We start from the raw sequence: 20,375 nt of genomic DNA, 5'->3' as shown, positions 1-20,375 counted from the left end.
GCGAAGGACGAGCTGGAGATGAAAAACAAATGGTACTGGGCGTTTAAGCACATCTTTTTCGGTCCCGCCCTGCGTGTATGGAACCGCCCTTGGTCAGAAGGGATGGAAAAAATCCCTGCTGAGGGACCCGCGATTTTGGTGTCTAACCATCAAGCGGTGATGGATTCCTTCTTCTTCCCCCTGCTGTGCCCGCGCCAAATTACTTTTTTGGCCAAGTCGGAGTATTTCACCACCCCCGGGCTCGTGGGCGGCATGCAGAAATGGTTCTTTAGCTCCGTCGGGCAAGTTCCCATCGAGCGGGATCATGAATCAGCCAGCCAGGCCATGCTCGAGACCGCGCGGAAAATTTTGGGGCGCGGTGATCTCTTTGGTATCTACCCAGAGGGCACGCGGTCCCCTGATGGACGTGTGTACAAGGGGCGTACCGGGATGGGGCGTATTGCCATGGAGACCAATCAGCCGGTGTATCCCATCGCCATGATCAATTCCCGCAAGGCTAACCCGATCGGCTCGTGGATTGTCCGTCCCGCCAAGGTGGGAGTGCGCGTGGGAGACCCCATTTACCCGCACGATTGGGCGCGCGAACACGGCATGGATCCGCAGCAGCACGAGACCATTCGCGCGTTCACGGACATGGTCATGGGGACATTAGCCGAGCTCTCCGGCAATCCCTATGTGGATGTCTATGCGGCTGATGTAAAGGAATCATTAAAGGCCGGCCACGGGTACCCCGCCGGTGCGGAGATTAAAGGGAGGTAATTGCAATTCCTCAGGCCCGCTTAGCGTGGCCGGATACCGCAAAAGGAATTTCTATCATCGGCGTGGTGCTCCTGCACATCACGCTGAAGGTGCCAGAGGCCGAACAAACGTGGCTAGCAACTCTCAATACCTTTCTCGACCCCCTGCGCCTTCCTCTGTTCTTTCTGGTCTCCGGCTACTTCTCTTATAAAGTCTTTCGTTATAGTTTCGCGGAGTTATTTACCCGCCGGCTCTGGTTTTTCCTCATCCCTTATTTGGTGTGGATGTCCGTGGAGCATATGACCAAACAGCTGGAATACCAGTGGGTTTTCGGTGACTCCTCCATGGGTATGACCGAGATGGTGCAAAATCTTTTGCTTGGTCATACGATGGCATGGTTTATCCACGCGCTCATTTTGTTCAATATATTTTTGTGGTGTGTGCGTGCCTTACCGGCGTGGGCAGGAATTGGACTGAGCTTTACTCCCGTGCTTTTTATTCCGTGGCAGGAACAATTTCAGTTTATTGGCAAAGCCATTATGTTCCTTCCCATCTTTGTAGGCGCCGCCTATCTTCGCGAGCCAATCACGCGTTTCGCCACTGCTGCAGAAGAGGTGTTCCACGGCTCGTGGAGCATGCGTAGTGTTGGAGCTTATGCCTCTGCCATCGGCGCTTATTGTGCAGGCCTGGCCCTGCGCCATGTGTGGGACGGCAACGATGCTGATGTTGCTTTTAACTGGCCCCTGCTGGGCGCGGACTTTTTGGGTTGGGGAGATATCAACCTATTAGTGCGCCTCGTGGAACAGACTCTGGAGGTGCCTGCGGGCATTATTGGGGCCGTGCTCATTAGCCATATTCCGTGGATTGCAGAAGGCGTGAAGTTCGTCGGACGGCACACGCTACCTATTTATCTGTCGCACCCTATTGGCTTGACCGTGGGCTATGGGTACTACATGGCGCATCACGATTATGTCGTGTCCTTGGCTGGAGCGTGGCCGCTGGAAAACACGTGGTTCTGGATCGGTATGTGCTTTATCTTTACGGCCATTTCTTCGCTGGCGCTGTGGGCACTGGGGAAGGTCCCTATCCTTGGCTGGACACTGGTTCCGCCGCGGATCGATCGGCGCCGCCCCGCCGTAGAGCCAATGGTAGCGAACAAACAACCAACAACACGGTAATAATGACGTAGTCATTGCCAACGATGTGCTGCCACCACGTCCAATCTAGTTCCTGGTCCTCGGTATGCGGAACTTGCCAGTGTCCGCGGGCAAATAGCGATAGCCAAGTGAGCGCGGCGAGGAACCAGCGGCGGCTCGCAACCAAGTAGACGCCTGCTAATACCAGCCAGGTGAAGTGGTGCGACCACGATACGGGGGAGCACAGTAGCGAAACGGATGCCGCCAGCAGCATGAGCACGACTTGATTGCCGTGGGAAAGGCGCTCCATGGCAAACCACACAATTGCGATGACGACGATCACGCCAATGAGCCACAGAGTTTCTGCGTTATCGGGGCTTAAGCGGGTAAACAGCCCGCGCAGGGACTGGTTGGCGCTATAGGCTAGGCCGCCGATGCGCTCGGAATCGCGCAAGGTGGAGGTCCAATACTCAATCGAGCTATGTGGATTGGCAACAAAGGCTATGAGGCCGGCGGCCACGAAGGAACCCAGGGTAGTAAAGAAGGCCTTCCATTCGCGGCGGACGAAGAATACGGCCAAAAAGACGGCGGGGGTTAGCTTGATGGCAATGGCGATGCCGGTCAGAACGCCGCGAGCCTTTTTCACCCAAAGCAAATCGATGACCACGAGTGCGGTTAGCAGGATGTTGATCTGGCCGAAGCTAAAAGTCTGTGTAATCGGCTCGGCCAGCATGGCGGCAAAAAGCGCCCAGGCCGTCCATTCCTGGCAGTTGAGGGAGCGCAATACCAGCGCAATGCAGACCCACAATGCGACTGCGGAGAGGATCGTGATCATCACGGCGGCAGTGGTAAGGGGGATCCACTGCAGCGGGGCGAAGAGCAGGGCCGCAAATGGTGGGTAGGTAAATGGCAGGGAAAAGTTGCGGTCGGTGCCTACGAAATAGTCGCGGTCATAAAGATCGCTGCCGAAGCCGGCACCACCTTCGCGGTAAACATCGAGGTCAATGTGGTAAAAGGCGCGAAAATCGCCGGAGAATAAGGCAGGAATATCGATAATCCACCACAGCGCCGCAAGCGCGGACAGGATTAAGGGGAGGGCGGTGGTCCACAGGGCTTTATTATCGGTTCTGCTCACCCGCAAAACTTTACAGTGGCGCGATCGCGGGGCCAATTTCCCGCGCCCATCGCTGCAGCGCTAGGCTTGGGAGACGTGCGTTACTTCTATGACACCGAATTTATCGAGGATGGCAAGACCATTGAATTGGTCTCCATCGGCATCGTCGGTGAAAACGGAAGTGAATATTATGCCGTATCGACGGATTTTGACCCGTCAAAGGCCAATTCATGGGTTAAGGAAAACGTGTTGGCCAAGCTGCCCAGCCCCCAGGATTCCGCATGGAAGCCGGCGCGCACCATTCGCACGGAAATCCTGGAGTTTCTCACGCGCAGTTCTACGCCTATTGAATTGTGGGCTTGGGTCGGTGCGTATGACCACGTGGTTTTGGCGCAGTTGTGGGGAGATATGGCGAGCTTGCCCAAGCGGCTGCCGCGCTATACCCGCGAGCTGAAGCAGCTATGGGAGTTCGCCGGCCGCCCCAGCTTGCCGGCCGTGCCTAGGGGCAATCACGATGCGCTTGTCGATGCCCGCCATAACCTCGCCAAATTCCGCGCCTGCACCGAGGTCTTGCCCTTGTCCAAGGGCAATAGAATCAATTTCTAGCATTTAACTACCAATCGACAGGCAGCAGATGGTTAAATGGAAGAGTGAGTTGGACAGTAGATATTCCGCAAAGTGTTCTGCCTGATCTTCCACCTTTGCCAGAGGGCATTGAGGAGGTCTTCCAGGACGTCATCAAGCGTGACGCAAAGCAACAGCCCAGTTGGGATCCCACCCAAGCCGATAACGTGCGCAAGATTCTCGAGTCGGTGCCGCCCATCGTGGTTGCCCCGGAGATTGAGAAGCTTAAGCGGCAGCTTGCCGATGTCGCACTAGGCAACGCCTTCCTCCTGCAAGGCGGCGATTGTGCCGAAACCTTTGAATCGAATACCGAACCGCATATTCGTGGCAACGTCAAGACCTTGCTGCAGATGGCCGTCGTTTTGACCTATGGCGCTTCCGTTCCAGTGGTGAAGTTAGGACGCATTGCTGGGCAGTATGCGAAGCCGCGTTCTTCTGATACGGACGCGAATGGCTTGTTGAATTACCGCGGGGACATTGTCAATGGCGTGGAACCCACCGATGAGGATCGCCGTCACGACCCGGCCCGCATGATCCGCGCCTACGCTAACTCTTCTGCGGCGATGAACTTGGTGCGCTCCCTGACCTCCTCTGGTACCGCTGATCTCTACCGCCTGCACGAATGGAACCGCGAGTTCGTCCGTAAATCGCGCGCCGGTGCTCGCTACCAAGACTTGGCCCGCGAGATCGAAAATGGCTTGAAGTTCATGAACGCCTGCGGCGTGCAGGACTCCACCTTGCACTCGGCGGAAATTTACTGTTCGCACGAGGCGCTGCTGAAGGATTACGAGCGTTCCATGCTGCGCTTAGGCCAGGACGATAATGGAGACACCAAGCTCTATGACCTGTCCGCGCACCAAGTGTGGATTGGTGAGCGCACTCGTGGCCTGGATGACTTCCACGTCAACTTTGCCGCCATGATCGGCAACCCCGTGGGCATCAAGCTCGGACCTGGTGCCACGCCTGAGCAGGCCGTGGAATATGCCGAAAAGCTGGATCCCAACCGCGAGCCCGGCCGCTTGACCATCATCTCCCGCATGGGGCACGACAAGGTCCGCAGTGTTTTGCCACCCATCATCAAGGCCGTCGAAGACTCCGGGCACACCGTGGTGTGGCAGTCCGACCCCATGCACGGCAATACCTTTACCTCGTCCAACGGGTACAAGACCCGCCACTTCGACAAGATCGTCGACGAGGTGCAGGGCTTCTTCGAGGTACACCGCGATTTGGGCACCCACCCGGGCGGCGTGCACCTCGAGTTCACCGGCGAAGATGTCACGGAATGCCTCGGCGGCGCCGAGGACATCACCGACCTGGATCTGCCGGGCCGCTACGAATCCGCCGTGGATCCGCGCCTGAACACGCAACAGTCCCTAGAGCTCTCCTTCCTCATCGCGGAGATGCTGCGGAACTAGTTCCCTCTAGACCCAGAGGGAAGGGGTTCCTTCGTAATAGGAGGAACCAAACCACCACCCGCTGATAGCGACCGCACCGGTTGCCACCACCACTGCGAGGAGAAAGACCAGCAGTGAGGCTGGATGGCGATTGGTTAGTGGCCGCTCAGCGGGTTCTTCTTCTGCCGCCTGCGCCGGGGGCTGCGCTGCTGCCGCGCCCACGCCCGCAGCCGGCGCTGGGGCGGGGACAGGCGCCGGGGCCGGCCCCGGGTAATCGTCCACGGGCGCCTTGGGTACGTCGAGGCGCGTTTCAAAGTCCGGCTGCTGCGGATCCGGCTCGGGAGGAATGACCTCGGTGGGCCCGCCGTCCAAGTGCTCGGTGGCGCCCTGCGGGATGGTCCGCGTGGGCTCAAATACATCCGTGGCGCCGATGCCGGAATAGTCAGTGGGCGTTTGCGCGGTGCGCGCAGCAGCGGCATTGCGGGGGACCGGGATGGTGACCGTGGGCAGATCCAATTCCCGGCAAATATCCTCGAGGGCATCTAAAAATTCCCCGGCATCGGCAAAGCGCTCGCGGGGATCGCGGGCAGTGGCGGTGGCCACGAGGGCATCAACAAGCTTGGGTACGTCCTCACCCCGTGTGGATGGGGCGGGAACATCCGCGTATAGGCGTGCGGTAGCGTGCGCGATCGGGGTATCCCCGGAGAAGGGCACGGTTCCAGTCAGGAGTTCAAAAAGTACAATTCCTGCGGAGTACACGTCGGTGGCGGGGGTTATGTCCTCACCGGTGACCTGTTCCGGCGCCAAATACGAGACGGTGCCGACGATCATATTCGAGGTCGCCTGCGCATTCCTCGCACGCACCAAGCCGAAATCGCCCAATTTCACCCGGTGATGAGAGGTAATGAGCACGTTATCCGGCTTAATATCGCGGTGGATAAGCCCCGTCGAGTGCACCTCGGTCAATCCTTGGAGCACGCTGCGCAGCGTCGATAATGCGGCGGGGACGGTAAGCGGGCCGCCTTCGGCAAGCAGCTCGCGCAAGGTGCCGCCATCGATAAGCTCCATGATGAGGTAGATGGGCTCGCCATCGGCGGAAAAATCATGAATGGCCACGAGGTTGGGGTGCTGCAATCGCGCCATCGCGCGGGCCTCGCGGGAAAAGCGCTTGATAAAAACCGGGTCATCGTCATAGCGCTCATCCATGACCTTTGCGGCCACTTGGCGGCCCAAACGCATATCCACGCAGCGATAGACGGTAGACATACCGCCGCGGGCGATGGGGCGATCGATGCGGTAACGGTCTTCCAACACGTCACCAATTTCCAACCTAGTCATACCTCCCAGTATGGCCGATCCCCTAGGCAGCGTTAAAGTAGGTGGCGTGACTAATGCAGAAAATTCCCTGAATTCCTTATTGGCCGGCGAAGAGCTGCTCAGCATGCAGCAGGTGGCAGACAAGCTGGGTCTTCCCATTACGCGCGCTTATGACCTGCTCCAGGACCGCAAATTCATTGTTTGGGACTCACCCGAAGGCAAGCGCGTGCCGCTCGCATTTTTCAATGATAAGGGGAGCATCGCCAAGCATGTCACGGCCGTTATTACCGTGCTTTCCGATGGCGGCTATGACGACGAAGAAATCCTGCGCCACCTTTTTACCGCAGATGTCTCCTTGCCAGGCCGGCCTATCGATGCCCTGCACGGACACCTTGCGCGCGAAGTTATTCGGCGGGCACAGGCGTCTGCTTTTTAGCCCTGCGCCTAGGGCGTTGAGGGCCTTTGGGACCAACGCCATCGAACATCCACTGCGTTGCGGACCAAGACAATACGATGACGCCAATGACCCAGAACCAGTTATAGAGCTGGTGGTTGCCGTCGCCGGAAAAGCTCAAGCTAATAAATAGCGCTACGCCAGAAGTAAACTTCAGCAGCCACAGCGGCGGGCGGAAGGTGCCCATAAGCGTAAAGATGGAGGCGTAGTACCACGGCAGAGTCACCGAGTTGAAGACGAAGGCAACCTGGTAGGCCGCCGCGGTGCCCATAATCGCATCGCGGGCCGTATGCCGGCTTAGCCACCATACGATGACCAATCCGATGAGCATGCATACCATCGCGATCGTGCGTAGAACCCCCAAAATGGCGTTATAAGAGGCGTCAGGGTCAAAAATGTGGACCGCTGGGACGATGATGTCCGCGGCCAATGTCGGGCCCGCCAAGGGGTTAATCACCTTGGAGTTTCCGCTTACTTGGGAAAGCCAGCCCCAAGAGGTGCCAGAGGCCCAGGTAATAAGCGCCACTGAGGCGATGATTTCCACGGCCGCGATGACACCTGAGCAGAAGAAGACCACCGCCGTGCGCACCGCGGTAGAACCCTTGGGCGCGTAGCGGTGCAGCATGAGCCAAACGATGAAGGGGGCGGCAAAGATCGCGGTAGCCTTCATCGCCACCGCCGTGCCGACTAACAGCAGCGCGGCGTGGAAGCGCTGGTGCAGCGCGGCCAAAAGCCCCAAGGACACCAAGCCAACCATGAGGGATTCATTGTGCATGCCACCGATAAGATGCAAGATGATGAGCGGGTTGGCAACGCCGATCCACAGCGCGACCGCCGGATCCGCGCCGAGCTTTCGGGCGATGCGTGGTACCGTCCACGCAATGAGGACAAAGCCTGACAGGGAAAGCAGCTTATAGATGATGATCCCGGCGGTGACGTTATCGTCCACGACAGTGGTGATGATCTTGCCAATCCACAGGTGCAGCGGCCCGTACGGGGTGGTGGTATTGCGCCAATCTTGTGAGACTTCTAGCAGGAAAGGCCCCGGGTTGACGGCGGCGCCCTCGGTATACGGGTCGAACCCATCGCGGACCATGGCGCCCTGCATGAGGTAGGAATACACGTCCCGCGAAGCCACGGGGCCTGCGAAAAGCAGCGGGGTCACCCATGCGATAAGGATGCGTTGTAACTCGCGCACTCCTCCCTCCGGGCTCGGGTTCTTAAGCTGCCGGCGAATAATCATGCGCCTGGCAAGCACCCAGGCGGCGGCGAGGAGGAAAATGCCTACCCAATACAGCACCAACCCGAGGTTGCGCCCGTGACCATACGACAAAAAGCCGATATTGAGCGCTTCGAGCACGCCGCCGCGATTGCGAGTCGAGCCGCTGGAAAAGGACGAGAAAAGGAGCACGCACGAGGCCACGAGGCCCAGCGGGAGCGCGCGGGGGACTGGCAGGGAATAGGTTTTGGCCACAATAATCCCTACTTTTGGCGCGTCGTTGCCTGAATTGCTAGGTGCTCTAGCGTTTCCGTGATCTGCGGGTCCACGTTCGCCGCACGCAAATGAGCCAACCCGGATTCCGTCAATGCGGTAATGCGGCGCTCAATCTCATCGGGGGCGCCGGAATCCGCAATGATTTGGGATAGGCGCAGCAAGTCCTGCGGATCCGAAGTGCGGCCAATGAATTTCCGCAGGGTAGCGGCGGCGCTGGGATCGCGTTCATCGGCGCGCTGGAGCGCTAGGGCGAGAAGCTCCGTGCGCTTGCCTTCCCGCAGATCGTCGCCGGCGGGCTTGCCAGTGATCGCAGGATCCCCAAAGACCCCAAGTTGGTCATCGCGCAGCTGATAGGCAATGCCGATATCGTGCCCATAACCGCGGAAAGCCGAGATTAACTCTTCGCTCGCACCCGCGATGGCAGCGCCCAAATGCAGGGGCCGCTCGATGGTATAAGCTGCGGTTTTATAGCGATTGACGGAATTGCTCAGCGTTACCGATTCGGAACCGGCTGCCTCGAGGGAAATATCGAGCAATTGGCCACCCAAAACCTCGGTGCGCATTCCCCGCCAGGGCTTGCGCGCACGCTGCAAAGCCTCCGAGCTAAGCCCAGAATCCTGAAACATATCCTCGGCATAGACCAGCGCAAAATCACCCACCAAGATGGCGACGGACGTGCCAAAGAACTCCGGATCCCCTAAGAAATCGGATTCACGGTGGAGGCGCTCTGCTTCCCGATGCACCGTCGGTTTCCCGCGCCGGGTATTCGACGCGTCAATGATGTCATCGTGAATAAGTGCGCAAGCTTGGATGAACTCCAGCGAGGACGCCGCGCGCAGCATGGCCTCAGGGGATTCCGAACCGCGGCCTGCGGCGAGGTAACCCGCCCACGCATACATGGGGCGCACCCTTTTTCCGCCGTCGAGGACGAACGATTCCAAGAAGCTCATGGCGGAACTGACCGGGGCGCCAATCTCTGCCACGTGATCCCGGCGCTGGTCCAAGAAGATGGCTAATTTTTCGCGCACCGCGCCGGGGATATCCGCAAGCTCAGGAATATTCGTCATAGTCACATCTCCACACGATACCGCCTAGCGCCAAGAAGAAATAACGCAGGTTTATAGTGGCAGGCTCACTCCCAAAATGGCGAAAGGCCGGGGATCTGCGGGGTAGCGATGGTGGCGCACGACATCAAAGAAACCCACGGAGCGGTAGAGGCGAAAAGCCCCGTTGGCTTCCTGTGGCGCTTCCGGCGTTGACAATAAGCCGTAGTGGGCAGGGATATTCCATAGCAAACCTTTTAGTAGCTGCCTACCTAAACCGTGTCCTTGAAAAGACGGCAACACGTGTACTTCAGCCACCTCAAAGTAGCTGCGCAGCATGCGCCATTCGGACTCCGTTGGGCCGCCATTGCGGCGCAGGGCGCGGCGCAGTTCGGAATCCCACCAGCTATCCGGGGACCCCAAAAATCCATATGCCACACCCACGACGCCGTTGTCATGCGTGGCGATAAGCGCTGTAAACCCTGGGCGCATGGAATCCGTCCGCCAATGGTCAACACTGCGCGAAAACGTGACCGGGTCATAGCCCATTGCCTCGATGTAGATCTCCACGAGCTGAGGAGACAACATTGAGAACTCTTGCGGGGTTAAGCGGCGGATTTCGAAACTCACAGTATCTATCACACCAGATACGTGCGGCTACCGGCGGACGAGGGTGGGGTGGGGTTATTCAGTCGAACAAGGAAAAGTTCGAACAATGTTCGATATACGGGGGGTTATGGCTGGTGAAACTCTTGATTAATTCGAACAGGTGAACTATAATAGAAGCTAGATGTCCGGTTGGCTACTTAAAGTAAACGGCAATCGAACACGGTTAGTTATTTGCGCAGTACAGGAGAAAAACAATGGCACAGATTATTTCCGCAACGCAGTCCCGCTCTATCGGTCGCTTCGCTGGCAAGCAGGGCGCGAAGCGGGCTCACTTTCTTTTTCAGGCCCGCGAGCTATTAGATCAGGCGAGAAGCTACGCGGCGGATGGCCGCTTTGATCAGGCGCTGGAGGTGGCCTATCAGTCTGCATTGCGTACGGCTGGCGCACGGGTAGCGGTATCGGTGGTCTCTCGCCGCCGGCGCCTGCCAACGAGTGCGTGGGACCGTTTGGCTCTAGTTGGGGCCGAAGAAAAGCAGTGGGCGGAGGCTTTTAAGTCCTATTCTCGCACTCGCGCCCGGGTGGCATCTGGCTTGGATGCAACTCCGGACGAGGAGTATGTCTACGGATTAATGCAGCAGGCAGCGCAATTTTTAGATGAGAGCGAAACAGAGACGATCCTGGGTTCTTTTGCGGCATAACTGCGGCATAATCACTGTTGAGGGGAATAACTACCTTTTGGGGAACATACTGGTTACTCTGGACGTTAGTATTGGTAGAAGATATATCGGCCGAAGCCCAGTCCCTAGTTGGAGGAATAGTGTCTCTTTCTGAACAGGAGCAACGCACGCTCCGTGAAATAGAGGAATCGTTATTGGCGGACGATCCTAAATTTGGCGCTTCTGTGTCTGAATCTACCTCGATCGGCGGTTCCGGCGGCGCAGTTACCCTGCGTGGAATTGCGCTCATCGTGGTTGGTCTGTGCATGCTCGTCGGCGGCGTGGCTTTGGCGCAGCAAAGTTTGTGGTTTATTGCGCTGTCCATTGCAGGATTCCTTGTTATGTTCGCCGCTGGCGTATGGATGCTTCGTGGTGACCAACCCGCTAGCGCGGGAAAGAAAAAGTCTTCCAATGGACGGTCAAAGAAGGCAGCGTCGTCTCGCAGCAATGGAGTAGGCAGCAAGCTGGAAGAAAACTTCCGTCGGCGCTTTGAGGAGAGCTAACCGCGGACTCTTCATTTCCCCAGTCACCAGGAAGGGTGGCTGGGGATTTTTTATGGCTCACCAAAATTTCCCACTTCGTCCCACCTTTTCACCAAAACTGCGGTGCGGTGGGGGATTGTGGGTACTGGAGGGTGAATACCTGTGCAATAAGCAGGTAATGCGCTGTAAGTGGCCTATGGGGTGAAGTAACTTTGATGTTGTAGGTGGGATTAAAGGGGTGGATCTCCGGGGCTGTCAAGGCGGTCCGCGGGAATTCTGCCCACCGTAAAAACACCCCTTTAACTGCATATACTTTTTGAGTTGTTAAGAATATGGCGTTTTAAGTGGGGCATGTGGGGGAAAGTGGGGTAGAGTGGGGCGCAGCGGAGGAATGGGGTTGAAAAACTCACTTCTGCCGTGAGGGAATCCGGAGTTGTCGAGTGAGGAAGGTGGACGCCGGGATGTTTCTCGGAACCTACACTCCGAAACTTGATGACAAAGGGCGCTTAACGCTTCCTGCAAAATTTCGCGATGAACTCGCAGGTGGCCTGATGGTCACCAAGGGGCAAGACCATTCTTTGGCCGTGTACCCACGCGAGGAGTTCGCCGAACGCGCACGGAAGGCTGCGGCGGTTTCTCGAACCAATCCGGAAGCACGCGCTTTCATTCGTAACTTGGCGGCAAGCGCGGACGAACAGCGGCCCGACGGGCATGGTCGTATCACCTTGTCCGCAGGCCACCGTGAGTACGCGGGTTTGTCCAAAGAGTGCGTGGTGGTTGGCTCGGTAGATTTCCTCGAAATTTGGGATGCAGCCGCGTGGGCTGAGTATCAATCGCAAACTGAAGATGCTTATTCGGCAGCAGATGCCGATGACGTACTTGCGGGCTTGCTGTAAAAGCCCGCATCTCGAGTGCGTGTAAGGACTCTGTCCGAGGCGGATGATTCTGGTGTACTTCCCCGATATCAGAAACCTGCCTCGGACAGGGCCCTATATGCACTCGTCGTGCTTTCCACGATAGGAAGTCCTGCACAGCGGAAATAAGAAAGGGGGACGCGGGGAGACATGGCTATAACTGACCTTAATTACGATGTGGCGGATAACCACGGCCATGTGCCGGTCATGCGCGAGCGCATGGCAGAGCTCCTGCGCCCCGGGGTAGAGGCTGCGGGTTCGCAGGCTGTGCTTGTCGATGCCACCTTGGGTGCCGGCGGCCACAGCGAGTACTTCCTCCAGACCTTTCCGCAGGCGCGCGTTATCGGTGTGGACCGCGATGAGCAGGCGTTGCGCAATGCTTCGGCCAGGCTAGAGCCTTACGGCCCGCGTTTTTGTGCGGTCAATGCTCGCTTCGATGAGCTCGGCACCGCCATCGCCCAGGGCGAGGGCGAAATCTTTGATGCTGCCCGCGCCCACGGAATCGCGGGGGCCCTCTTCGATTTGGGCGTTTCTTCCATGCAGCTGGATCAGGCAGAGCGCGGCTTTGCCTATAAGACGGATGCACCGCTGGATATGCGTATGGATCCGAGCCACGGACTTACCGCCGCTGATGTGCTCAATACGTATTCGCACGGGGACTTGGCGCGGATTCTCAAGACCTATGGTGACGAGCGTTTCGCGGGAAAGATTGCCTCCGCCGTGCTCAAGGAGCGCGAGAAGGAACCGTTTAGCACCTCGGGCCGGCTGGTCGAGCTGCTTTACGCGACCATTCCGGCGGCAACGCGCCGCACGGGTGGACACCCGGCAAAGCGCACGTTCCAGGCGCTGCGGGTAGAGGTCAACCGCGAGTTGGAGGCCATTGAAAATGTGCTTCCCGTAATCACCAGTGCGCTTTCCATTGGGGCGCGCGCGGTTTTTATGAGCTACCAGTCTTTAGAAGACCGCCTCGTAAAGGCAGCATTCAAGGAGCTATCTACGTCCACCACGCCTGCCGGTCTACCGATGGATTTGCCGGGCACCGCACCGGAATTCGCCACGGTCACCCGCGGGGCCGAAAAGGCATCGCAGGCGGAAGTAGAAGAAAATTCCCGCGCCGCGTCGGTGCGCGTGCGCGCCCTAGAACGGCTCGAAGGCACGCCAGAATTTTTACCCCCGGGAGGCAAGAAATGAGCACCATCCCACGCCGAAACCAGCACTTAACGGATAGCCGCGACAGAGAGGCCACTCGCAGCATGGGCGCCAGCCGAGACTTCACCACCGGAATCGACACGGGAGCGCCGACCGCAGTGCGCGAGCGCACCTCCACTAGGGCCGCCGGCAAAACGGCGCGCCGCACGGCCCCTAGCCGTACCCGGGTTCCACACCGTGGAGCAAACCGGCTTGGTTCGAAGCAGGTCGTCAGTTTCCGCGGACGGCGGCTGCAACAGCAGACGAAGCAGAATAATGCTTTTGCCCGCGTTGCCGTCTTGGCCGTTACCTTGCTCATTGGCGGGGTCGTGCTGGCCATGTGGCTTTCTGGTTTGTCCACCTCACAGACGTTTAAAATCCAGCAGCTGACGGTGCAGGAATCGCAGTTGGATAACCAGATTGAATCGCTGAACCGTGATGCAGAAAACTTGAGCTCCTCTGCGGATATTGCCCGCCGCGCGGATGAATTGGGCATGGCCGTGCCCAAGCAACCCGGCGTGACTGAGGTAGGCGGGGATGGCGAGATCGTCGCCAAGCGCGAAGGCACTCCGGATACGGAAAAGCTTATCGATGTCAACGGTGAACCCATCCGCCCGGGCCAAGCCTCAAGTGACCCGAAGGATACGGAGGGAATGTCTGATTCCCTCAACGCCGTGCCGCGCGGGCAGCAGCAAAATGCCCGCGGCAACGACACGGACGAGGAGCGGGATGAGCACCGCGGCAGCGATGACGACGATAACAACGATAACGCTAGCGATACTCGCCCCAACCTTCCCGCCCGCGCGCCGTACACCAGCCAGGACGATTAAACGGACAGAATAAGTGGTGAAATTCTCTGTGCTCGCGCGTGGTAGCGCGGGCACTGCCCATCTTGTAGGGCACAATCGATACACGCAACAACCTGTGGCGGCGAAGGGAAGGTGACTGAGCACCGTGACTGCACCGAATAATGGTGGCAACCGTGTATACCGTCCGCGGCCGCGCCGCGCTGCTAGCTCTGTTGTGCCCCAAAAAGCGATCATGCGCCAGCGCCTGCGCATCATTTTGACCTGCGTTGTCGTCGCCACCGTCGCTTTGGGCGGCCGCCTTGCGTGGGTGCAATTGGTCTGGGGCCCAGACCTTGCGGCGAAGGCTGTTACCCAGCGCGAACGCGTCTACATCGATCCGGCCCGCAGGGGAGAGGTCCTAGACCGGGATGGCCAGCGATTGGCCTATACAATGAAGTCTCGTTCCTTGACTGTCTCTCCCACGCGCCTGCGCGATGAGCTCAAAGAGCAGGCGAAAATGGAAGCCACGTCCGAGGGAAAACTCGAGGACATGGATGACAGCAAAAAAGATGAGTACCTCACCAACCAAATGGAGGACAAGCTCAAGGAGATGGCTGAGGGCATCCCGAAGATGATTGAGGATTCGGGTGCCTCTGCCTCCAAGGTGGATGCGGGCGATATTAAAAACAAGCTCAAGGCCGATACGCAGTACGAGGTCCTAGTCCGCAATGTGGACCCGGATGTCGCCGTAGAGATTTCCAATAAGTACCACGGCGTCGCGGCTGACCGGCAAGATATCCGCCAGTACCCGAATGGGGCGATTGCAGAAAATGTCGTGGGCAAGGTCTCGATGGATGGCCACGGCCAATTTGGCTTTGAGGCCGCCCGCGATACCGAGCTGACCGGTATCGATGGGCAGTCAACGGAGGATGTCTCCGCCGATGGGCAGGTCATCCCCGGCACGCTGCGCGACGTCGTGGATGCCGTTGATGGCCGCGATGTCACCCTCACCCTGGATTTGGATCTGCAGACTTACGTCCAGCAAAAGCTGGAAAAGGCCAAGGCCAATTCGCAGGCGGAAGGTGCCGAGGCAGTAGTGCTTGATGCCGCGACGGGCCAGGTGCTCGCCATGGCCAATACCGATACGGTGGATCCGAATAAGAATATCGAAGACCAGCTCAAAGAGGGCAAGGACTTCGAGAACCGCAGCATTTCCCACCCCTATGAGCCCGGTTCCGTTGCCAAGATAGTGACGGCGGCAGCGGCGTTGCAGGAGGGCATCACCACTCCGGATGAAGTGCACCAAGTGCCGGGCTCCATCGATATGGCTGGCGTGACCGTCAATGATGCCTGGAATCACGGCACCGAGCCGTATACCACCACCGGCATCTTTGGTAAGTCCTCCAACGTGGGTACCTTGATGATCGCGGATAAACTCGGACCGGAGAAATATGCGGAGTACCTGAAGAAGTTTGGCTTGGGCGCTAACACGGGCATTGAGCTGCCGAATGAATCCGCCGGCACAGTGCCAGATCAAGAGCAGTGGTCGGGCGGCACCTTTGCCAATCTGCCTATTGGCCAGGGCCAGGCGTGGACGACGTTGCAGATGGCGAGCGTGTACCAAGCATTGGCCAACGGCGGCGAGCGCATCGAACCGCGCATCATCGACGAGATCAAAGATCCCGATGGCGAGACGGAAAAGCTGCCCGAGCCGAAGAAGACCCAGGTAGTGGACAAGGAAACCGCTAAGACCGCGGTGGATATGTTCCGCGCCGTCTTCCAAGACGACGATGCCGGCGTGCAAAACGGCACGGCCGCGAATGCGCAATTGGATGGCTACCAGCTCTCCGGCAAGACCGGTACCGCGCAGAAGGTGGACCCGAATTCAGGGGCGTATTCTAATTCCGCGTACTGGATTACCTTCGCGGGCATTGCGCCTGCCGATGACCCACGTTTCGTCGTCGCAGTCATGCTCGATGAGCCCAAGTCCGGCGTGGAAGACAATGGCGGCGGCCAGTCCGCAGCCCCCATCTTCCGGGATATTTCTTCCTGGCTGCTCAATCGCGACAATATTCCCACCTCGACACCAGCGCCGCGGATGACCCTGCGGGAACAATAGGAGCTTGAAATGTCTGTTTCCTTAGAAAAACTTGCGCAGCTTTCGCACGGACGCGTCATCGGTGATGGCACCGTTGAGGTCAGCGCGTGCGGCTTGGATTCCGCTAGCCTTCCCGAGGGCGCGTTATTTGCGGCCCTTCCCGGCACGCGCGTGCACGGTGCGCAGTTCGTCGGGGATACCAAGGCAGGCGCGGTGCTTACCGATGCCGCCGGGCTCGACCACCTCCGTCAGGCTAACGAGGCCCGCCCGATTATCGTCGTGGACGATATCCGCGCCGTCCTAGGTCCCATCGCGGCAGAAATCTACGGACACCCCACCCGCGATCTCACGGTCTTGGGTATTACCGGCACCTCCGGCAAGACCACGACTAGTTACTTGCTGGAGGCCGGCCTCTTGCAGGCCGGGCACTCCGTCGGCCTTATCGGAACCACCGGCACCCGCATCAATCGCACGCCGGTGCCCACCTCTTTGACCACGCCGGAAGCCCCACGGCTGCAAGAGCTTTTCGCCCGCATGAAGGACGAGGGCGTGACCCACGTGGTCATGGAGGTCTCCTCCCATGCTTTGGAGCTCGGCCGCGTGCGTGGAACCAACTTTGCTGTGGCTGGGTTTAGCAACCTCAGCCAAGACCACTTGGATTTCCATCCCACGATGGAGGAGTACTTTTCGGCCAAGTCCCGGCTATTCCTAGGGGAGCAGGCCGCCCAGCGCGCGGTCATCTGTGTTGATGATGAGTGGGGCGAGCGCCTGCGGGGAAAGATAGAAGACGTCGGTTCTCCGGTTACGACGGTGGCAACGCGTACAGGCGATGCCACGATCTCCGCCCGGCAGACGGCTACCGAGGCGACCGGTGCACAGGAGGTTGACCTCAACCTAGACGGCACCGACTATTCCTTCCGGCTGCCGCTGCCCGGCGAATTCAATATCGCCAATGCTGCGCTCGCCCTAGGGATGGCTACTGCGGTGGGCGAAGACCCACAGGTCTTTTTGACCGGCGTGGAAAACGTCGCCGTTCCGGGGCGCATGGAAAGGATCGACCGCGGTCAGGACTTCGTGGCCGTGGTGGATTATGCCCACAAGCCCGCAGCCATCGCGGCGGTGCTCGATACCCTGCGCCTGCAATTGGAGGGCACTACCGGTCGCGTCGGCGTCGTCGTGGGCGCCGGCGGTGACCGCGATAGCACCAAGCGCCCGATTATGGGAGAGGCTGCGGCCACCCGGGCGGATCTTACGGTGGTGACCGATGATAACCCGCGCACCGAGGACCCAGCCGCAATCCGCGCGGCGGTCATTGAAGGCGCTCGCCAGGCCGCACCGGACGCCGATATTCGGGAGCAGGGCTCGCGCGCACGCGCCATCGATGAAGTGGTGGATTGGGCGGAGCCGGGCGATGCCATCATCGTCGTCGGCAAGGGCCATGAGGTAGGCCAGCTCGTCGGCGAGCGCACGCTGCACTTTGATGACCGAGAGGAAATGGTGCGCGCCATTGAGGAAAAGCTGGCGGGAACGGCGCATCGCGATACTCTTAGGGATACGAAGGAGTAGTAATGATTCCACTTTCTATTGGAGATATCGCCGCGATAACCGGCGGTAGCCTGGATGGCGTTGATGATCCCGATGAACGCGTGACCGGCTTCGTGGAGTTTGATTCGCGCAAGGTCACCACCGGCAGCTTGTTTGTAGCCCTGCCCGGTGCCCGCGTCGATGGCCATGATTTTGCAGAAAAAGCCATAGAGCAAGGCGCCGTGGCCGTGCTGGCCGCTCGGCCGGTGGGGGTACCGGCGATCATCGTCAAGCCCCAAGGCCGCGTGACCGGTAACGCCGCCAATGCCGATATTTATGCCAACGATGAGGATGGCTCCGCCGCCGCTGTGATTGGGGCATTATCCGATCTCGCGCGCGAGGTGACCTCCCGCCTCGCCGCGGAGCAGGGCTTGGATATCGTCGGCGTTACCGGCTCCGCGGGCAAGACCTCTACCAAGGATTTGCTGGCCACCATCTTCCGCGCCGAGGGCGAAACCGTCGCCCCGCCCGGCTCTTTCAATAACGAGGTGGGCCTTCCCTATACCGCCCTGCGCTGCGATGAGCATACGCGTTTCCTCGTGGCGGAAATGTCTGCGCGCGGGATCGGCCATATTCGCCACTTGACCGAGATCACGGCCCCGACGGTGGGCGTGGTGCTCAACGTGGGCACTGCCCACCTGGGGGAGTTTGGTTCGCGCGAAAATATCGCTCAGGCCAAGGGCGAGCTCATTGAGGCCCTGCCCGCCGCAGCAGATGGCGGGGTAGCGGTGCTGAATGCGGACGATCCCTTCGTGGCTTCTATGGCACCGCGCACGCAGGCCAAGGTGGTACTTTATTCCGCCAATCGACCGCAAGCCGCGGATGCGCAGTATTATGCCACAGACATTGAGCTTGACGATGTCGCCCGTCCGTCCTTTACCTTCCATGCCCCTGGCGTCGCGCCGATGGAGATTAAGCTGCAGGTCTTTGGAAAGCACCAGGTCTCCAACGCCCTGGCTGCGGCCGCAGCGGCCATCGAATCGGGCGTGGAACCCACGGTTGTCGCGCGTGCGCTCAGCGGACACCAGACGAGTTCGGCGCACCGTATGGACGTGCGCACCCGCCGCGATGGCGTCACCGTCATCGATGACTCCTATAATGCCAACCCGGATTCGATGCACGCGGCGATTGCCGCCTTGGCCTATACCTCCGCGGCCCGGCCCGATGCCCGCTCCATCGCGGTGCTCGGTGAGATGGGCGAGCTTGGCGGCGAGGCCGTCGAAGCCCACCGCATCCTAGGATCAGTGCTCTCGAAGTACCACGTGGATCATCTCGTCGCGGTAGGAGAAGGTGCCCATACCGTCGCCATGGTGGATGCCGCGCACGCGCACGGCATCCAGACTGAACTTTGCCCCGATATCGAGGCCGCGACCGCGGCCGTGGAAAATATCTTGCGGGTAGCCCCTGCTGGGGTGGAGGACTGGTCCGCGCGCGCGGCCAAGGACGTCGTCCTCGTGAAATCCTCGAATGCCCAGCGCCTGTGGCGCGTGGCAGAACAGCTCAATCGCCGTTAGTCCCTATCTCAAGGAGAAAGATCTCTAGCAATGACTCAGATCATTATCGCGGGCGTCGTTAGTTTCCTCGTCGCGATTTTTACCACCCCAGTTTTGGTTCGGTATTTTTCTGGCGTCGGAAAAGGCCAAGAAATCCGCGAAGACGGCCCGCAGCTCCACCTGCGCAAGCGGGGCACCCCGACGATGGGCGGACTGGCGATCCTGCTGGCCATCACCGTGGCCTACCTCATCGTGGGAATCTATGCCCGCGCGACAGGCAACGGTGGATTTAGCCCCTCTGGGCTATTGGTCTACTTCTTGACCATGGGACTCGGCGGACTAGGTTTTGCCGATGACTTCATCAAGCTGTTTAAAAAGCGCAACCTCGGTCTTAATAAAACAGCCAAGCTGGTAGGCCAACTGGCCATCGCGCTCATCTTCGGCATCCTCGCCCTACAATTCCCGGATGCCAATGGGCTGACCCCCGCCTCGACTAACCTGTCCTTCGTCCGCGATTTCGACACCTTCGATATCGCCGTCGGCGGCGCCGTTATTGGCACGATCATCTTCTTGGTCTTTTTGTACCTGCTCATCGCCGCGTGGTCGAATGCGGTCAACCTGACCGATGGCCTCGACGGTCTGGCGGCAGGTACCACGGCCATGGTGATGGGCGCCTATACGCTTATTAGCTTCTGGCAGTTCCGCAACTCGTGCTCGATTGCCCCGGCCGCCGGCTGCTACGAGGTCCGCGATCCCTTGGATCTTGCGGTTCTCGCCGCCGCGGGCCTGGGCGGCTGCCTCGGCTTCCTGTGGTGGAATGCCGCACCGGCGAAGATCTTCATGGGCGATACCGGTTCGCTCGCGCTCGGTGGCCTCGTCGCCGGCCTGTCTGTGACCACCCGCACCGAGCTGCTGATGATCGTCATCGGCGCCATCTTTGTTATCGAGACGGTCTCCGTAGTCATCCAGATCGTGGTCTTCCGCACGACGGGCAAGCGCTTTTTCCGCATGGCTCCCATTCACCACCACTTTGAAAACGGCGGCTGGGCCGAAACCGCGGTTGTCACCCGTTTCTGGCTGCTTAGCGCGATGGCCGCAATGGCGGGCATCTGCATCTTCTACGGCGATTGGCTCTCTGCAGTGAGCTTTGGAAACCTGCAATAAATCTTTGCCACTAGATATTTAAGG

At 59.2% G+C, this 20,375-nt stretch carries 19 protein-coding genes; 14 read left to right on the top strand and 5 right to left on the bottom strand.

All coding sequences use genetic code 11. The features are described from left to right. Window positions 1–18: 18 nt before the first annotated feature. Together ACLI1T_RS07965 and ACLI1T_RS07960 are read left to right on the top strand one after the other, a co-directional pair. On the top strand, window positions 19–759 hold the full coding sequence (locus ACLI1T_RS07965; RefSeq protein ID WP_023023112.1) for a lysophospholipid acyltransferase family protein: 741 nt from the start codon (window positions 19–21) through the stop codon (window positions 757–759). 65 nt (window positions 760–824) lie between these two features. Continuing rightward, window positions 825–1,916, top strand: a complete 1,092-nt coding sequence (locus ACLI1T_RS07960) for an acyltransferase family protein (protein WP_232208503.1) — start codon at window positions 825–827, stop codon at window positions 1,914–1,916. Here ACLI1T_RS07960 and ACLI1T_RS07955 read toward each other — a convergent pair. Then, window positions 1,822–3,009 carry a glycosyltransferase 87 family protein gene (locus ACLI1T_RS07955; RefSeq protein ID WP_349887297.1) on the bottom strand — a complete coding sequence of 396 codons (1,188 nt, stop codon included), beginning with the start codon at window positions 3,007–3,009 and terminating at the stop codon, window positions 1,822–1,824. The genes ACLI1T_RS07960 and ACLI1T_RS07955 overlap by 95 nt on opposite strands. 75 nt (window positions 3,010–3,084) lie before the next feature. Between ACLI1T_RS07955 and ACLI1T_RS07950 the strand changes: the two genes are divergently transcribed. Together ACLI1T_RS07950 and ACLI1T_RS07945 are read left to right on the top strand one after the other, a co-directional pair. Further along, the gene (locus tag ACLI1T_RS07950; RefSeq protein ID WP_023023106.1) at window positions 3,085–3,594 is read left to right on the top strand and encodes a polyadenylate-specific 3'-exoribonuclease AS; all 510 of its coding nucleotides are present in this window, start codon (window positions 3,085–3,087) and stop codon (window positions 3,592–3,594) included. Between the two features lie 44 nt (window positions 3,595–3,638). Beyond that, the gene (locus tag ACLI1T_RS07945) at window positions 3,639–5,027 is read left to right on the top strand and encodes a class II 3-deoxy-7-phosphoheptulonate synthase (RefSeq protein ID WP_023023104.1); all 1,389 of its coding nucleotides are present in this window, start codon (window positions 3,639–3,641) and stop codon (window positions 5,025–5,027) included. 6 nt (window positions 5,028–5,033) lie between these two features. Here ACLI1T_RS07945 and ACLI1T_RS07940 read toward each other — a convergent pair whose 3' ends face one another. Next, window positions 5,034–6,344, bottom strand: coding sequence for a serine/threonine-protein kinase (locus ACLI1T_RS07940; protein WP_023023102.1), 1,311 nt, complete (start codon window positions 6,342–6,344; stop codon window positions 5,034–5,036). A gap of 10 nt (window positions 6,345–6,354) precedes the next feature. Here ACLI1T_RS07940 and ACLI1T_RS07935 point away from each other — a divergent pair, with 10 nt between their 5' ends. After that, window positions 6,355–6,759, top strand: coding sequence for an Rv2175c family DNA-binding protein (locus tag ACLI1T_RS07935; protein WP_023023100.1), 405 nt, complete (start codon window positions 6,355–6,357; stop codon window positions 6,757–6,759). Here ACLI1T_RS07935 and ACLI1T_RS07930 read toward each other — a convergent pair. From ACLI1T_RS07930 to ACLI1T_RS07920, 3 genes are read right to left on the bottom strand one after another with little or no spacing between them, the layout of a single operon-like run. Next, window positions 6,728–8,251 (bottom strand): alpha-(1->6)-mannopyranosyltransferase A, encoded by a 1,524-nt coding sequence (locus ACLI1T_RS07930; protein WP_411702362.1) that lies wholly within the window; start codon window positions 8,249–8,251, stop codon window positions 6,728–6,730. The two genes, ACLI1T_RS07935 and ACLI1T_RS07930, sit on opposite strands and share 32 nt — an antisense overlap. An 8-nt stretch (window positions 8,252–8,259) precedes the next feature. Continuing rightward, window positions 8,260–9,339 (bottom strand): polyprenyl synthetase family protein, encoded by a 1,080-nt coding sequence (locus ACLI1T_RS07925; protein ID WP_411702361.1) that lies wholly within the window; start codon window positions 9,337–9,339, stop codon window positions 8,260–8,262. Between the two features lie 51 nt (window positions 9,340–9,390). Then, on the bottom strand, window positions 9,391–9,945 hold the full coding sequence (locus tag ACLI1T_RS07920; RefSeq protein WP_034659110.1) for a GNAT family N-acetyltransferase: 555 nt from the start codon (window positions 9,943–9,945) through the stop codon (window positions 9,391–9,393). A 233-nt stretch (window positions 9,946–10,178) separates the two neighbouring features. Here ACLI1T_RS07920 and ACLI1T_RS07915 point away from each other — a divergent pair, with 233 nt between their 5' ends. The 9 genes from ACLI1T_RS07915 (at window position 10,179) to mraY (ending at window position 20,351) form a co-directional block, all read left to right on the top strand. Beyond that, window positions 10,179–10,622, top strand: coding sequence for an SAV_6107 family HEPN domain-containing protein (locus tag ACLI1T_RS07915; protein WP_023023092.1), 444 nt, complete (start codon window positions 10,179–10,181; stop codon window positions 10,620–10,622). A 119-nt stretch (window positions 10,623–10,741) separates the two neighbouring features. Continuing rightward, window positions 10,742–11,143 carry a DUF3040 domain-containing protein gene (locus tag ACLI1T_RS07910; RefSeq protein ID WP_023023090.1) on the top strand — a complete coding sequence of 134 codons (402 nt, stop codon included), beginning with the start codon at window positions 10,742–10,744 and terminating at the stop codon, window positions 11,141–11,143. Between the two features lie 440 nt (window positions 11,144–11,583). Continuing rightward, window positions 11,584–12,018 (top strand): division/cell wall cluster transcriptional repressor MraZ, encoded by a 435-nt coding sequence (mraZ, locus tag ACLI1T_RS07905; RefSeq protein ID WP_034654127.1) that lies wholly within the window; start codon window positions 11,584–11,586, stop codon window positions 12,016–12,018. 168 nt (window positions 12,019–12,186) lie between these two features. Beyond that, window positions 12,187–13,227 (top strand): 16S rRNA (cytosine(1402)-N(4))-methyltransferase RsmH, encoded by a 1,041-nt coding sequence (gene rsmH, locus ACLI1T_RS07900; RefSeq protein WP_411702360.1) that lies wholly within the window; start codon window positions 12,187–12,189, stop codon window positions 13,225–13,227. After that, window positions 13,224–14,054: a hypothetical protein gene (locus ACLI1T_RS07895; RefSeq protein WP_023023083.1), complete on the top strand. Its 831-nt coding sequence runs from the start codon at window positions 13,224–13,226 to the stop codon at window positions 14,052–14,054. Before rsmH ends, ACLI1T_RS07895 begins: the two co-directional genes overlap by 4 nt. A 211-nt stretch (window positions 14,055–14,265) precedes the next feature. Next, window positions 14,266–16,131 carry a peptidoglycan D,D-transpeptidase FtsI family protein gene (locus ACLI1T_RS07890; RefSeq protein WP_411703307.1) on the top strand — a complete coding sequence of 622 codons (1,866 nt, stop codon included), beginning with the start codon at window positions 14,266–14,268 and terminating at the stop codon, window positions 16,129–16,131. A 9-nt stretch (window positions 16,132–16,140) separates the two neighbouring features. Then, window positions 16,141–17,676 carry a UDP-N-acetylmuramoyl-L-alanyl-D-glutamate--2,6-diaminopimelate ligase gene (locus tag ACLI1T_RS07885; RefSeq protein WP_411702359.1) on the top strand — a complete coding sequence of 512 codons (1,536 nt, stop codon included), beginning with the start codon at window positions 16,141–16,143 and terminating at the stop codon, window positions 17,674–17,676. 2 nt (window positions 17,677–17,678) lie between these two features. Continuing rightward, window positions 17,679–19,208 carry a UDP-N-acetylmuramoyl-tripeptide--D-alanyl-D-alanine ligase gene (locus ACLI1T_RS07880; RefSeq protein WP_411702358.1) on the top strand — a complete coding sequence of 510 codons (1,530 nt, stop codon included), beginning with the start codon at window positions 17,679–17,681 and terminating at the stop codon, window positions 19,206–19,208. Between the two features lie 30 nt (window positions 19,209–19,238). After that, window positions 19,239–20,351, top strand: coding sequence for a phospho-N-acetylmuramoyl-pentapeptide-transferase (mraY, locus tag ACLI1T_RS07875; protein ID WP_349852676.1), 1,113 nt, complete (start codon window positions 19,239–19,241; stop codon window positions 20,349–20,351). The last annotated feature ends 24 nt before the right edge of the window (window positions 20,352–20,375 follow it).

Origin of the sequence: Corynebacterium tuingiense, from assembly GCF_046718165.1 — a bacterium.
In the GTDB taxonomy this organism is placed as follows: domain Bacteria; phylum Actinomycetota; class Actinomycetes; order Mycobacteriales; family Mycobacteriaceae; genus Corynebacterium.
The sequence above is the reverse complement of the archived record's forward strand: the minus strand, read 5'-3'. Positions and strand labels throughout refer to the sequence as shown.